The organism is Myxacorys chilensis, from assembly GCF_059505265.1.
Genome location: NZ_JCACKG010000088.1, coordinates 1 through 14,636, shown reverse-complemented (window position 1 = coordinate 14,636; position 14,636 = coordinate 1). Strand labels below are relative to the sequence as shown.

Below are 14,636 nucleotides of genomic sequence, written 5' to 3'. Positions count from 1 at the left end.
AAGCTGGCTACATCAATCCCCCTCACTGTACCTCATCCTTCAGGGAACCGCTATAATCCTAACTTCATAATCATAGAGTCCTGATCTACAACTTCTGCATCTGCTGGATTAGACATTGAGCAATCCGGTTGGCGGCTCCGGGTTCGCCCATACGACGACGCCCGTTCTCTGCGATCGCGCTCAGTCGGTCAGGATTATTCAGCAGCGATCGTAAAGCCTCTCCAACTTGGTTGGGTTGCTCGACTAAGGTAACAGAAGCTCCTAGTAAACGAGTTTGCGCTTCCGCAAAGGCAGGGGTGAACTGGGGTCCTGCGCCTGCGATCGCGATCGCAGGTTTTCCAAGTCCGACAAATTGTTCAGTGGCAGTTCCGGCCAGCGCGATCGCAACATCGGCTCTTCCAATGCATTCTGCAAAGCGTCCTGGCATTAGTACCAGCGTTGATTTCTTATCACCAAGTCCAATCGTATAAGTATTGGTATCCGTTTGCTGCCAGCGATACTGCAATAATTTCTGATGAAGTTCATCGAGATCGAGTTGGGGCGCGATCGCCGCTAGGCAAACGACAGGGCGCTCTCCCACGACGCCATTGAGAGCTTGTAGAATCAGTTCCCAGTTGGCGAATACTTCGGGCGGACGCGAACCGGGAACGAGGGTGAGGGTGAGAGGGGGAGGGATGAGGGATGAGGGATGAGGGATGAGGGAGTCATTCGTCTCTAAGCCGTCCATCATGGGATTGCCTAAATCGAAGGCGGGAATGTTGAAGCGTTGGAGAGTGCGGGCAGTGATGCGATCGCGCGGAAAAACAGCCTTGCACTGCGGACGAGACATCAGCCAGCGTTCCCAGGGTTGGTAGATGCATCCGGTTGATCGTTCGATGCGATCGTCCCACCAGGAGGAGCGGGGTAGCCAGCCCGTCTCATCCCGCAAATAGTATTCTGATTTGGCGGTTCCAACAAAGGCAAAGGGTGCGCCGCTTGTCCAAGCAAATAGCATCGGCACAATGTCACCCACGGCTAAAATTAGCGATGATTTGTGTTCTTTTGCCCACGATCGCACCGCTTTGATTTGCTCTAAGGTCAGCTTGATCAATCCACCTTGAAGGTCGCGCGCTAACTGTCGCCCGTCCATGTAAATGAAACCACCTGATGGCATCGCTTTGACGGAACCGATGAGCGGAAATCCGGCGTTTTGATAAACGTGACCTTCGCCTACAATCGGCAGGACTTCGATTTTGGGACAACCGGGATGCTGTTGCAACGCTTGAAGGATGCGGAGGGCAATGATGTCTTCGCCGTGACCGTTGCTGAGGCAGAGGAGACGCATGAGGGGAGGGCTGAGGGCTGAGGGATGAGGGCTGAGGCGACAAAGAGGCAGAGAGAGGGCTGAAATTGCTATCTTCCTGATTGGTCAGCCTAACATTGACGGCGCTCTGTCAAGCTTAACCTGAGAAATAACAGGTAAATCCACTCTAGCTTCTTCTTTCATCCCTCATCCCCCATCCCTCTGCCTCGATCCGTACATCGCTGTGTAACAAAACCTTGTAAGATTTGGGGAAATTGAGTTCAAAACGTTCTTGTGTTAGCTGCCTTACTATACGGTCAAGAAGATTTACGGCTAGAAATCGTTCCCGATCCGACGCCGCTTGCAGGAGAAGTAGTTATCCAAGTGGGCGCAGCTACGACCTGCGGAACGGATCTCAAAGTGTGGCGGCGCGGGGGGCATGCCAAGATGCTGACGCTTCCCACACTGTTTGGGCATGAGGCGGCAGGGCAGATTGTCGCGATCGGAGATGGGGTGACGGGTTGGAAGATTGGCGATCGCGTCGTTGCCAATAATTCTGCACCCTGTATGACCTGCTTTTTCTGCCAGCGCAGAGAGTTCTCGCTCTGTACAGATTTAAGGTTTAACAACGGCACGTTCGCCGAGTATCTCAAGATTCCTGCCGCGATCGTGCAACACAATTTGCTGCCGATCCCCGATGGGCTAACCGATGCGATCGCGGCCATGACCGAACCGTTGGCCTGTGTTCTGCATGGCGTCGCGCGATCAAATGTCAAACCCAAAGCTTCGCAAAGCCAAACTCCAACGGATCGCGTTGTTCTTCTGGGCGATGGAGCGATCGGCTTGATGTTTGTGGCCGCATTAGCTCAACAATCTGTCGAGGTTTTTGTGTTCGGTGGCAGTGAGGCTCGGTTGCAAATTGCTCAAAAATTTGGAGCCGCGAAGATATTTAACTATCGTCAAATACCGGATGTTCCGGCAATCGTCAAGGATTTAACCGATGGCTGGGGAGCAGATGTTGTGATCGAAGCGACGGGCGTTTCATCAGCTTGGGAAACTGCGATCGCGTGCGCCCGTCCTGGCGCTACAGTCAATCTGTTTGGCGGTTGTCCCCGCGACACGACAATTACGGTCAACACCGAACAACTGCATTACAATGAACTGACTTTAAAGGGAGTGTTTCACAATACGCCAGAGTTTGTGCGATCGGCACTAGCATTTTTGGCGAGCGGAACCGTTCCATTTGAGTTACTAATCAGCGACTATCAACCGCTTCACAACTTAGAGCAAGTCTTTCAGAATATGAAAGCGCGAACGGTGGTGAAGGTTGCAATTGGGGGGAGCTAAGTGCGCCCAAAGCGAAGACGGCTAGTGTGGGTGAATACAGGTGATTTATAAACTCAGATCGATTTTAGGCATAGGATTTTTCTTACTAATGGGAGCCACGTCCGCTAGAGCGCTTCCTGGACAATCGGCTAGCGAGGTGGCTTCTTGGATGCAAGCCAATCCAACGGTGCGTCCGAGCCGAGGAGAGAAGCTTCTAGTTCGGAAAAATGACTCGGCAGCCCAAAGCTTTTCGTTTCAAGCCTCGCTTTTATCGCCGGGCAGAATCACCGCTCTTTCCAAAGGTGGCACTATTCGCAGCGAAGTTCTAACCTTGTTTGATGTCCGCAATGGTGTGAGCTTCAGTCGGCTCAAAGAGTCGCTGCGGACAATCTATGGGATGGAGATCTCACAAGACTACGATCGCGCAACGACCATTTACACCTACCCCACCGATAAAATCGTTCAACAAGACATCAGGCGGGCGAATCCTCAGCAGTCTGCCCTGCAAGGTGAACTCCGCCAAGGCGATCGCTACGCCTATTGGCTAGAAGTTGCCCAAACATCAGAAGGACGTGCAAACTCAGGACGCCTGACGGTGTTTCTGCGGGACGACGTAGAAAAGCTGGCAGCCGAATTGAGACAGCGTTGATCAGGGCGACCTAAACCCCTATGCAGAGTGGAGCGTATTTGCTGTGAAGTTGCGTCAACTAATTCCCTTTGTTGATACCACTGCCCTAGATTGGGCTTGGGAAGCCCGAATCTTGCGGTGGCTGACCTTTGTGTGGATATTTGTCGGATTGGCAGTGATGTTCAGCGCATCCTATGATGACGGAGCCGCAAATTATGGAGATGGGCTGTATTTCGTTAAACGACAACTAATTGCGATCGCCATCGGCATGATCGGCTTCAATATCCTCGTGCATTCCTCGCTTCGGTACGTTCAAGGCATCGCAGATTGGGTGTACTTTATTTTGCTCGCGGGTATCCTCATCACGCTGTTACCGGGGATTGGTACGTCCGTCAATGGGGGTGCGCGGTGGTTTGCGATCGGCCCGTTTCTCATCCAACCTTCCGAACTGATCAAACCCTTTATTATTCTGCAAAGCGCCCGCATCTTTGGGCAGTGGGAACGGCTCACCTGGACGGTTCGCCTCACCTGGATGGGCATCTTCTGCGTCATGCTATTTGCCATTTTGCTGCAACCTAATCTCAGCACTACCGCCCTTTGTGGAATGACTCTCTGGTTGATTGCCCTGGCGGCGGGATTGCCTTACATCTACCTATGGGGAACCGCAGGCGCGGGAGTGTTACTCGCTACGTTGAGTATTAGTCTGCGGGAATATCAACGACGACGAGTGATGTCATTTCTCAATCCGTGGGCTGACCCGACGCAAGATGGCTATCAACTGATTCAAAGTTTGCTGGCGATCGGGTCAGGCGGCATTAGCGGAACCGGATTTGGACTTTCGCAGCAGAAATTATTTTATTTACCGATTCAATCCACTGACTTCATCTTCGCTGTTTTTGCAGAAGAGTTTGGCTTGATCGGGAGTGTGTTATTGATGCTGATGCTGTCGGTCTACGCGACGATAGCGCTGATTGTGGCGCGTAAAGCTAGAAATGCGATTCATCGATTGGTCGCGATCGGCGTCATGATATTGATGGTGGGTCAATCATTATTAAATATTGGAGTGGCGACCGGAGCCTTACCAACGACAGGTTTACCGCTCCCCTTCTTTAGCTATGGTGGAAGCTCGATGATTTCGAGCTTGATTTGTGCAGCTTTGTTGATTCGCGTTGCGCGGGAAAGCAATGAAGCTGAGGTGGTTACGCTCTCTGACCGTCGCCCGAAAACACTAGTCGAGTTAAAATCCCGCCGCCCATCGCGTCCTACTCCTCATTTTTTTTAAGGTGACGAGGTGAAGTTCTAGAAGGTGCTCAGCCTTTTGGCGATCGACGTGCAGGGTCAGAGGGATGTGAACTTATTTCACAGCGGGATCGTCATTAACTAGGTGATCTTTAGAACGAAACTATGAATACTTTTTTGGCTCGCTACATCGGTCTCGGATTGGGCGCAGCAATGATGCTGGCTAGCACTCCAGCCCTCGCAGCAGAACGAGTTGTGATGAAATATAAATTTTTGCGAGAATCGGTTTCGGTGAGCGAACTGACGACCTTTGCTGACACTGGCCAAGCTTCTCCTGACCTGCAATCCTATTTCCGGTTGTCGAAGCAAAATCCTGAAGCGATTCAGCGATCGCTAACTCGACAAGTGAGCGTCAGCCCAGTCTTGCTCGATCGAATCCTCAACAGTCCGCTTGGAAATGGCGCATTAGATCAGTTAGGACAAGCGATTCAAACGCCGAAAGGCGGAGCAGAACGCCAAGCCCTGAGAGCCGCTCTCGTTTTGTCTGCAAGTGGTGATGGCAAGGTGTCAATTTTAGAGATTTTGCAGAAATACCCAACTGAAGAAGTGGTGGTTGATGGCGATCGCGTTGAAGGGGCCTATCGTCAGTTGAATCAGCTTGCAGAGCGCTTTAGAAACCCTTTAGGAAGGATTTTTAGATAAGTACACGAACTCAAACAATGGTGCATTGAGGTCTCCAGTTTCCTCAGGAAATTAAAGGTCTTTGCACACTGAGGAATGCAGTAAGGGCGGCTATTTCAAGCGGTGTCTATCCAAAAGATTACAACGCTGAAGTAGCCGCCCCTATTCAGTTTCAACCAAAATTCTGTAGAACGCCGACCAATCGGTTAACTGCGAATTAGTACGCAAGAGTCTCTAAGGTTTCTCTTAGATAGCTGTGTACTAGCGTGTCTAAACTGAGGGCCTGAAATTGCTCATCTCCTGCATGTTCGAGTTGCCAGCGCTTAAAGCCAGAACTCCCTGCGATCGCCCGCTTCAAACTTTCCCAAACTTGAGGATTACCCGCGCCAGGATCAGAATCTCTAAACGATATCGATGTGTGAGGAATTGCCATAGTTCACCTTAAGTAACGACAGAGAGAGCAGCACAGACCAAAATGAAACCCTACAATACAAAGCCAAGTCCAACACGGCAATATAGAACTTGACTTTCTAACCAGCATACCGTAAGAAAATTAAACGTCTGTGTCTAGGACGACATTTAGGATTAGGATTACCCTAATGGGTCACTAGACGAAGAAGAATCTATCTGGGGACTGGGAGCGACTGGCACAAGCGGCTTAGAGGAAGCTGCCAGAGATGCATCTGAAATAACGGGAGGCAAAATCTGATTCACTCGCACACCAATCACCGAAAAATTGGGAGGAATCTGGTCTAGCACAAAGGGAGGAGCCGCCGCAAATTCCGATTCAGATGCTAACATCACCCGCAGCACGCTAAGCGGAACCTGTAAAAACAGATTTGCAGCGAAAAAGCCGATCGCGGCTAACAAAAGTCCGACTCCGCGCAAGCTTGGAGAGATGGGCGTCAGATTAGCGGCAATTGGGGCAATGTTATAGATTTGATTCAATAGAATAACCAGTAGTACGGCTCCGCCGCCAATCCAGATTGGACTGCGACGAGTTCTAAACAGGGTTAGAATGCGGCGCTGATCCTCTGTCAGATTCTCCAGTCTAATTGAAACGGCAAGCAGACTAAAAATATAAAACGGCTTCTGCCATTGCATCCAGGCAATTGGCACAATTCCGAGGACAAGAACAATACTCAACTCAAACCACGTTGCAACAGCAGGATCACCTGCTGCAAATCCCAGTAAGCATAAGAGTAAAGACGCGGGAACGCCTGCCACTCCTGCTAGATGAATCCATAGATACGGATCAGACCAGAACGATCGCATAGTCAACGCCTAATGGATAGCCATGACTCAGTATAGGACGTTGCGCGATGAGTGCAAGGCGCAACCCTGAAGGAACCGCTGACAGAGCAGCGAACCGACAGACTTCATGAAGCAAATCCTTTTGGAGCTTGGCAGAGCCGATCGCGATCTACTAAATCTGAAGGATCTACTCTACATTATCTGAAGGATCTACATTGAATACAAAGAGTGGCGCTTGTCCCCTAGCTGTTGATAATTTCGTCAGAGGTGCGTTGCTGCTTTAACTCTTGTAGGCGATGCAACAGCGTTTCAGTTTCGGCTTGCAAATTCAAAAATTTGGCCTGCTGATCGGCTTGATATAGCGTCTTCATCTTTTCTAATGATCTTGCTAATGCCGAAGCCGTATCTAGAGGAGGTTCACAAACAGCGCTGTTACTAAATTGCAGATTTGAAGCGTTAGATGCCATAGGACTTAGTAATTTGTACTTACTCACACCAGTAAACTATCTTAACCTAAACTTTACGCGTGGGAGTACTTTTAATGCATAGCCGAAATGACGCGGGGTGTGGGCGGTTGTTCCAGGGATCAGTCTTGCTCATTAATTGACATTTGCCGGTGCTCGCTGGGGTTGATTCGTCAGTTCTGCCAATCAAACGCAGCGATCGCAGTAAACTAGAATCTACCCTTGTTGCACTGTAAGAAGTAGACTCCTGTGACCTTAAGCGCGTCTGTATCTCAATCCCCTTCGGAAGCTCTGCCCTCTGACGCCTTGCCGAGAGTGGCAAATTGGCGCGGTTTGATTCACACCTATCGGCGTTATCTGCCTGTGACAGACAGTACGCCCATCGTCACGTTGCACGAAGGAAATACGCCGTTAATTCCTGCCCCTGCGATCGCGGCAGAGATTGGGCGGGGTGTTCAAGTGTTTGTGAAATACGATGGTCTCAACCCGACCGGAAGCTTCAAAGATCGGGGCATGACCATGGCATTGACCAAGGCAAAAGAAGCAGGCGCGAAAGCCGTCATCTGTGCCAGTACCGGAAATACATCGGCAGCGGCGGCAGCCTATGCGCGACGAGGTGGAATGCGAGCGTATGTGCTCATTCCTGACGGGTATGTAGCACTGGGTAAGCTGGCGCAGGCGTTACTCTACGGAGCGGAAGTACTCTCGATCAAGGGCAACTTTGATCGCGCTCTAGAAATTGTTCGGGAAGTCTCTGAGAACTACCCAGTGACGCTAGTGAATTCGGTAAATCCCTATCGCTTAGAAGGGCAGAAGACAGCCGCGTTTGAGGTGGTGGATGTTTTGGGTGATGCTCCTGATTGGCTTTGCATTCCGGTTGGAAATGCTGGAAATATTAGCGCGTACTGGATGGGCTTTTGTGAGTATCACCAGGAAGGACGCTGTTCTCACTTGCCCAAGATGATGGGATTTCAAGCGGCGGGTGCGGCTCCCTTGGTGGGTGGGCAGGTGGTCACACATCCCGATACTTTGGCAACGGCAATTCGGATTGGTAATCCGGCCAATTGGCAGCGTGCGATCGCGGTTCAGGAAGCGAGTCAGGGTGAATTTAACGCCGTGACCGATGATGAAATTATGGCGGCATATCGGCTGTTGGCGTCTGGAGAAGGCATCTTCTGTGAGCCTGCGAGTGCGGCGTCTGTGGCAGGACTGCTGAAGCACAAAGATAAAGTTCCGGCAGGGGCAAAGGTGGTCTGTGTGCTGACCGGGAATGGGCTGAAAGATCCAGATTCAGCCATTAAGTTCAGCGAAAACAACTTTAAGCAGAACGTTGAACCGCAGCTAGATATCGTCGCCCACACGATGGGATTTTAGAGGATTGTGGTTGACAGGGACGATTCATAGGACGATTCATTCAGAGGAGCGATCGCGTTTGTTTGATAGAGCGATGTGGCGGCTCAGCACTTGAGCAAATTTGTCGTGGATGATTTTAATCTTGCGATTTTAATTTTGTTAGCATATCCACCGCGTCACCCAACGCCATAGAGAGATTTTGACGAGTCTGGATGTGTTGGGCTTTTTCCGTCTCAAGCTCTTGCGCCAAGCGATCGCGCTCTGACCACACTTTAATCAACTGTGCTTTCAGTTCAGCCATTGTATTCATCTGCTCGACCCTCTGTTCAATCTCAGATGGGACAATTGCCGCACCTGAGATTGGTTGGTGCAGATCTTGCTGTGCCGATTCTTGGGATGAAGCGAATTGCACTTGGTCTAGCGTTTGCTGCATCGACTCTACTTCTTGGCGGCGTTGTTGTGCTTCAATCTCGTAGCGTTTTCGCCAGTTATCAGCACTCGCATTAGCGGCCTCTTCCGACTGTTGCGCCGCTTGCAGTTGCCGCTTGAGATCTTGAATTTCGTTCAGCCACTGAACAACGTCTGACATCGCCTATTCTCCCTGTGATCCTTAGCTGATTAAGATACACCAAGTTAGCAAGGTAAGCGGCAAATGGCTGGTGGAGTTAATTCTATTGATCTAACGTTTTGTGATCTAATGTTTTTGCCAATCTTGTCGAGCTTGGTCTAGCACGTAAGCAGAGACGATCTGAATTTCTTCAGCGGTTAACCGATCCTGGTAAGCGGACATGTTGCCTTTGCCGTTGGTCACAATTTCAGCGATCGCGGCTTCTGTGCCATATCCATTCTTCTCCAACGCCTTCAGCTTCAGCGTTTTCCCCCGCCTGATAATGTTTCCTCCATTGATATGACATCCAACGCAGTGAGTCTCAAACAGCGTTGCTCCTTGATCTGTCTCTGCCCTAACGGGTATGACAACTATTGCCCATCCAACCAACGCACCCAAAACCGCGATCGCAATTCGTTTCAGCACAGATCTACCTATTAACCCCTGCCTCAATCCTCGCACACACGTCTAATTCAAGGCACAATAACAAATGACGTGAGGAAAAAAAGGAGTCTCTGTGCTGGTCAGAATTGGCGTCACGGTTTTGTGCTTTGCGATCGCGTTTGTCTTAGCTAGTCTTGTAGAGTATTGGATGCATCGCCTCATGCACGTGTCTGAAAAAATTGGAGAACGTCACCGCGATCACCATCGCCGTAATGAAGGACAGGGCGTGGTTTGGGAGTTTTTTGACTACCTTAAAGGCACGATCGTGATTCTGTGTCTCCTGTTCTTTTATTCGCCGGAAGCTGGAATCGGTTGGTTCCTTGGCGGGTTTGTCTATGCGGCGTTCTCATCCTACGCCCATCAGCTACAGCACGAAAATCCGACCAAATGCTTCTGGATGAAAATGCCTGTTCATTATGTCCATCACAAATACGGCATGTGGCATCACAACTTTGGTCTCGCTGTCGATTGGTGGGATCACGTGTTCGGGACGTATAAAGCGGTTGATTGGCTAAGCGAGAAAGAACTGAGTCAGCCAGAGCGCGGATATCTCGAATTGCGCTGGCGTTAGGGTAAATTGACAGTACATGTGTGGAAAAGGTGGGGTTGACCTCGCCTTTTTTCGTATGAATTTTTTGTATGAATATGAATTACGAAAGATTACGATCGCTAACAATTTCGTAACCAAACATTACGAACTACAAATCACAGATTAAATTTTTCGATCACTCTCCACCCAGCAAAATTTCGACGTGCTATGGTTCCAACAACTGATATGAAGATAGGGACATGACTTACTTCCAAGAAGCGAAAGCCCATTTCATTGCTTCCCATCAGAATCCCATCAATCAAGCGCTCCATCATCTGACGAATCTGCTGGCGATCGCAGCCGTTGTCTACTTGTTTATCGATTGGCGAATTACGCTGCTGTGCCTGGTACTGACGCAAGTGTTTGCTCTGGGTGGACATGCTGTGTTCGAGAAAAATGAGCCTGCCTTTGTGAAATATCCCGGCATCACCATTCTCGCGTCCTTGCAATGGTCGTTTGAAAATTGGTTTGGTGTGCGCCAACTCTGGCAGCGCTCCAATAGACTCAGAGCTTAAATTCGTCCTCATCCCCTAGCCCATTCTTCACATGGGAAAAGGGAACCAGATCTCCTATCTCTTACGCCTCTCTCCCGGAGAAAGAGGGGTTGGGGATGGGACAAATTCCCCTATTGCTACACATCACGCCTTCACGGAGTCTCTATGTATCAAGGTTTACTAGTTGTTGATGCTGACGCCCATAAGTTAGAAAATCCATTGATTATTCGCGACTACATTCCAGAGGAGTATCGCGATCGCGTGGGCTTAATCGTTGACAACCTCGGCGATCAGCGCATGCGAGTGATTGATTTCAATCCTCAAACCGGACAGAACGATCTCGTTCGGCTCTTTCCGCAACCCCAAGGATTAGGTAAGGGTGGGTTTCGGAATTTGCACCCCGAAACGACGCTTGGAGCGATGTTCAATGATGTCCGTGTCGCTCACATGGATCAAGAAGGCGTCGATGTTCAGGTGATTTATGGGACGTGGAATCTCAGTTTTTCCAGCTATCTCGACAAAGATTTAGCGATCGCACTCTGCCGCGCTTATAACAACTACATGGCAGACGACTGTCGTAGCCATGGCGATCGCCTCAAGCCGATCGGAGTACTGCCGCTGCAAGATGTAGACGAAGCGGTAAAAGAAATGTATCGCTGCGTGAACGAACTTGGCATGATTGGCATCTCGGTCGCTCCGAATATTGCCGTTCCTCATCCCAAAGCGCCCGATGCTTTCCCTGAAATTCGCACCTGCAAAACGCTGAGCCATCCTGATTTTGAGCCAATTCTGCGGGCAGCCGTAGATCTTGATATTGCGATCGGGCTGCATGGCGGACCCGGTTCCTACATGGTGGGTGGGCTGTCCGATCATACCGAAACCTTTGTTCTGAGCCACATTTTTGTGCAGCGCAACCAGCAGCAGCTTGCCCTAGCCCGTATGGTGTTTGATGGCGTATTCGAGCGCTTCCCGACTCTCAGAGTCGGCTTCCTAGAAGGAGGCTGCGGTTGGATTCCCGATCTGGCTCATTCGTTCCACGAGCATTGGGAGAAGCGAATTCGCGACTTTGATCCCAAGCATCCTTACCGCCCATCGTTGGTTGATTTCACAAAACTGATGATTCAAGAACGCGGTATCCATAACAGCAGCAACATCATGTCTCAGGCGAAAAACCTGTTTGATCTGATGTGGACAAAGCAACACGACCCCAGCAAGATTGACGACGCCAGCTTATACGAACACGCCGATCTGCGTCACCGCGATCCGATGGAGTATTTTGCACGCGGACAAATCTTTGCGTCGTTTGAATCCGATGATCCCGCGCCTGCCTATCTTCACACTGGAATGGGCGAAATGGGCAAACACATCGCCTGTTTCTCAGGAGACTATGGGCATTGGGATGGCGTCCTTCGCAATTGCGTTTCTTCTGTTGCCGAAGTGACCGACTACGATCGCGACCATCTTGCTCTGCTGTTTGCGGGAAATGCTTTGGCACTATATGGCGATCGTTTAAAGAACACTCTGCCTCAAATTGCAAACGCTGATTTGGTTGGAGTCGGACGCTAGAAAAACGGGTGGATTCCTCCCACAATCGGCACTGCTGAAAAACGGGGATTGTTTCGGGAACGGGTCGTTCTGATTCTGAGTCAGTCATTTAGACTGGATCTAACGACCCGCATCCACCCATAGTTCGAGTTCTTCCTCTATGCCCTCGATCGCTCGAAAGAATCTCTTTGAAGACATCCCTCGGTTTCTCGTTGCCCAAGCGGGCATCATGTTTGCCGTCAGCCTCGTCACGATCCAAATTGGCATCCTCAAAGGCTTTACTCGCTCCACCGCTCGCCTAATCGATCAATCCAACGTCGATCTGTGGGTGGCCGCGAAAGATATGGTGCATCTGGAGTTGAGTTCTGCAATTACAGCCAACCGAGTGGTGCAAGCTCAGAAAGTTGAAGGGGTTGATCGCGCGGAAGCCTTGATGATTCGCTCCAGCATTTGGCGCGACAAGTCAGGAAATATCACCCCGATCAGAATTTTTGGATTTGATCCTAGCACCCGTATGTTTGCGGGCTTTGAAATTCCAAAAGGTAAACTTGACTCGCTCAAACAGCCTTACACCGTCATGGTCGACCAAGGCAGCTTGAAATTTTTGGACCTAGATCAAGTTAGCGACCCTCCAGAGACTTCTCCAGCCAATCGCGGCAGCATTGGAGCGTTTGGGGCACTGCCCGCTCAGATTGTTGGACTTTCCAAAGATACTCAATCGATTGCCTCTAGCGTCTTTATCTTCACATCGCTAGAGAACGCGAACGCTTATGGTACAGCAGGCTTAAATAGTTCAGTCAACTGCGTTCGCCAACCGTCTGGTGAGTTGTCTTGTGTCAATAATTTTGAAAACCAATCTGTGAACGCCGCTCTAATAGATGCTCCTCCCCCTCGCCGCCTGACGATCGCTGATCCAATCTCCTTTGTCATGATTCGTGCCAAGGCTGGGCAAGACTTGGGTCAACTGAAGCAGCGTCTCGAATCTACTTTGCCTGGAACGCACGTCTACACTCAGACCCAAATGTCAACCATTACCCGTAACTATTGGGAACAGCGCACTGGTGTTGGCTTTGTACTTGGACTTGGCGCAACCGTCGGCTTCATTGTCGGTATGGTGATTGTTGGACAAATTCTCTACTCGTCTGTTTCTGATCACCTGCGCGAATTTGGAACTCTCAAAGCAATGGGTGCGTCAAACTGGGTAATATACAGCGTGATTTTGGAACAAGCGCTATGGATGGCAGTCCTGGGCTACCTCCCTAGTATTGCTCTGTGTCTGGGGTTGGGTGCATGGACGCAAGCGGCTAAAGGCATCATGATTTTGATTACTCCAGCTACCGCAGGCGGCATTTTGGTGCTTACGGTGGTGATGTGTGTTGGTTCAGCCCTCTTTGCGGTTCAGAAAGTGACGCGGGTTGATCCAGCGATCGTCTTTAAGGCGTAGTAGAATCTCTAAGCAATAATACGGCGATCTCCTGACAAACGATAAAACTGCGACAGAGCAAAGGTTCGGGCGCTGATGTGTCACACCTATCCTTCCTCCGCCAAATTTTATCCTTTAAAATAAGAGTTGAAGTTCTACACCGTTTTCAGCAGAAGCCCGATTGTTCTAGGTAAACTACTTCTATATATAAGTGAGGTTTTAATCTAAACTTCATCTGGATTCCAGATTTTCGATTAGAAGTAATCTTTAGTAACATCTGTTTGAACTGCTCCCCACACCATCGCTGTCTAAGTTTTGTCCGCCCTTTTTATTTAAACGAATGACTGCTACCTCGATCGAATTAATACACGGTTCTAGGAGTCACACTAGTACTGCTCGTTCTACGTACATTGACCGGGCAGAGACGAAGGCAATCGCTGCTTGTGGGATCGAGATGGTGTACCGCACGGGTGCAGAAAACTATCAAGCCTTAAAACATGTCGATCTAGAAGTTAAGTTTGGCGATATTCAGCTTCTGATGGGCCCGTCGGGGTCTGGTAAGACGACGTTCTTGTCGATCTTGGCAGGAATTTTGACGCCTAGCGGTGGTAGTGTACGTCTTTTGGGTCAAGAAATTACGAAACTCTCTAGCAGCAAACTAGCGCAGTTTCGCTTAGAAAATATCGGTTTCATCTTTCAAGGATTTAATCTGTTTCCAGCACTGACGGCGATCGAAAACATCGAAGTGGCTCTGAAACTAAAAGGGGTTCGTAAAACAGCCGCTCATCAGCAAGCTCAAGAGTTACTAGAACAAGTTGGACTAGGCGATAAGGGAAACCGTCTGCCACAAGACTTGTCAGGCGGACAAAAGCAGCGGGTGGCGATCGCGCGTGCTTTGGCCGGAAATCCACAACTGATCATGGCAGACGAGCCAACTGCCGCTCTCGATTCTCAAAATGGTCATGCGGTGATTGAACTGCTTCGCAACCTTGCCAAGGAAAAAGGTCGCACCGTTCTGATTGTGACTCACGATCCGCGCATCATTGATGTTGCCGACCATGTGGCTTATCTTGAAGACGGGATTATGCGTGACTCATAGTCAACAGATTACTACTTGATAGACTGCCAGGTTTTAGAATCAAGAGAAACGGTAGAGTAATTTCTCTTGCCTGATGATGCCACTGCAATAGGTTTCTTGCACGTTTGTAAGAAGCTTACTGCAGTGGCATCATCTTTATCGGCTCAATTTTATTGACTGGAGTTTAGACTAAGCAGAAATAAGCCCAGCTTGAATTTCGATGCTGAGC

General features: G+C 49.8%; 16 protein-coding genes. 10 read left to right on the top strand and 6 right to left on the bottom strand.

Translation table 11 applies throughout. The annotated features are described in order from the left end of the window. Positions 1–85: 85 nt before the first annotated feature. Positions 86–1,324: a lipid-A-disaccharide synthase-related protein gene (locus tag AC5JLB_RS05615; RefSeq protein ID WP_495872865.1), complete on the bottom strand. Its 1,239-nt coding sequence runs from the start codon at positions 1,322–1,324 to the stop codon at positions 86–88. A 252-nt stretch (positions 1,325–1,576) separates the two neighbouring features. On the opposite strand from AC5JLB_RS05615, the gene AC5JLB_RS05610 reads away from it, so the two are divergent. From AC5JLB_RS05610 to AC5JLB_RS05595, 4 genes are all read left to right on the top strand, one after another. Beyond that, positions 1,577–2,629, top strand: coding sequence for a zinc-dependent alcohol dehydrogenase (locus tag AC5JLB_RS05610; protein ID WP_495872864.1), 1,053 nt, complete (start codon positions 1,577–1,579; stop codon positions 2,627–2,629). Between the two features lie 88 nt (positions 2,630–2,717). Continuing rightward, positions 2,718–3,257 (top strand): hypothetical protein, encoded by a 540-nt coding sequence (locus AC5JLB_RS05605; protein ID WP_495872863.1) that lies wholly within the window; start codon positions 2,718–2,720, stop codon positions 3,255–3,257. 43 nt (positions 3,258–3,300) lie between these two features. Next, the gene (locus AC5JLB_RS05600; protein ID WP_495872862.1) at positions 3,301–4,518 is read left to right on the top strand and encodes an FtsW/RodA/SpoVE family cell cycle protein; all 1,218 of its coding nucleotides are present in this window, start codon (positions 3,301–3,303) and stop codon (positions 4,516–4,518) included. A 122-nt stretch (positions 4,519–4,640) separates the two neighbouring features. Beyond that, positions 4,641–5,177 carry an alpha/beta hydrolase gene (locus AC5JLB_RS05595; protein WP_495872861.1) on the top strand — a complete coding sequence of 179 codons (537 nt, stop codon included), beginning with the start codon at positions 4,641–4,643 and terminating at the stop codon, positions 5,175–5,177. 196 nt (positions 5,178–5,373) lie between these two features. Here AC5JLB_RS05595 and AC5JLB_RS05590 read toward each other — a convergent pair whose 3' ends face one another. From AC5JLB_RS05590 to AC5JLB_RS05580, 3 genes are all read right to left on the bottom strand, one after another. Then, complete coding sequence (locus tag AC5JLB_RS05590) at positions 5,374–5,589, bottom strand: hypothetical protein (RefSeq protein WP_495872860.1); 216 nt, start codon at positions 5,587–5,589, stop codon at positions 5,374–5,376. Positions 5,590–5,747: 158 nt separating this feature from the next. Next, complete coding sequence (locus AC5JLB_RS05585) at positions 5,748–6,431, bottom strand: low-complexity tail membrane protein (protein WP_495872859.1); 684 nt, start codon at positions 6,429–6,431, stop codon at positions 5,748–5,750. Between the two features lie 221 nt (positions 6,432–6,652). After that, positions 6,653–6,877 (bottom strand): hypothetical protein, encoded by a 225-nt coding sequence (locus tag AC5JLB_RS05580; RefSeq protein ID WP_495872858.1) that lies wholly within the window; start codon positions 6,875–6,877, stop codon positions 6,653–6,655. 246 nt (positions 6,878–7,123) lie between these two features. Between AC5JLB_RS05580 and thrC the strand changes: the two genes are divergently transcribed. Further along, positions 7,124–8,248 carry a threonine synthase gene (gene thrC, locus AC5JLB_RS05575; protein ID WP_495872857.1) on the top strand — a complete coding sequence of 375 codons (1,125 nt, stop codon included), beginning with the start codon at positions 7,124–7,126 and terminating at the stop codon, positions 8,246–8,248. 115 nt (positions 8,249–8,363) lie between these two features. Here thrC and AC5JLB_RS05570 read toward each other — a convergent pair whose 3' ends face one another. Together AC5JLB_RS05570 and AC5JLB_RS05565 are read right to left on the bottom strand one after the other, a co-directional pair. After that, positions 8,364–8,816 carry a hypothetical protein gene (locus AC5JLB_RS05570; protein ID WP_495872856.1) on the bottom strand — a complete coding sequence of 151 codons (453 nt, stop codon included), beginning with the start codon at positions 8,814–8,816 and terminating at the stop codon, positions 8,364–8,366. A 105-nt stretch (positions 8,817–8,921) separates the two neighbouring features. Then, on the bottom strand, positions 8,922–9,260 hold the full coding sequence (locus AC5JLB_RS05565; protein WP_495872855.1) for a c-type cytochrome: 339 nt from the start codon (positions 9,258–9,260) through the stop codon (positions 8,922–8,924). A 91-nt stretch (positions 9,261–9,351) separates the two neighbouring features. Between AC5JLB_RS05565 and AC5JLB_RS05560 the strand changes: the two genes are divergently transcribed. The 5 genes from AC5JLB_RS05560 to AC5JLB_RS05540 all read left to right on the top strand — a co-directional run bounded on the left by AC5JLB_RS05560 (position 9,352) and on the right by AC5JLB_RS05540 (position 14,428). After that, positions 9,352–9,849 (top strand): sterol desaturase family protein, encoded by a 498-nt coding sequence (locus AC5JLB_RS05560; protein WP_495872854.1) that lies wholly within the window; start codon positions 9,352–9,354, stop codon positions 9,847–9,849. Positions 9,850–10,067: 218 nt separating this feature from the next. Then, positions 10,068–10,382 carry a DUF962 domain-containing protein gene (locus AC5JLB_RS05555; protein WP_495872853.1) on the top strand — a complete coding sequence of 105 codons (315 nt, stop codon included), beginning with the start codon at positions 10,068–10,070 and terminating at the stop codon, positions 10,380–10,382. Positions 10,383–10,526: 144 nt separating this feature from the next. Further along, on the top strand, positions 10,527–11,927 hold the full coding sequence (locus tag AC5JLB_RS05550; protein WP_495872852.1) for an amidohydrolase family protein: 1,401 nt from the start codon (positions 10,527–10,529) through the stop codon (positions 11,925–11,927). Positions 11,928–12,066: 139 nt separating this feature from the next. After that, positions 12,067–13,350, top strand: coding sequence for an FtsX-like permease family protein (locus AC5JLB_RS05545; RefSeq protein ID WP_495872851.1), 1,284 nt, complete (start codon positions 12,067–12,069; stop codon positions 13,348–13,350). 319 nt (positions 13,351–13,669) lie between these two features. Then, a complete protein-coding gene (locus tag AC5JLB_RS05540; protein ID WP_495872850.1) occupies positions 13,670–14,428 on the top strand; it encodes an ABC transporter ATP-binding protein in 759 nt (252 codons plus the stop codon). Positions 14,429–14,636 lie beyond the last annotated feature (208 nt).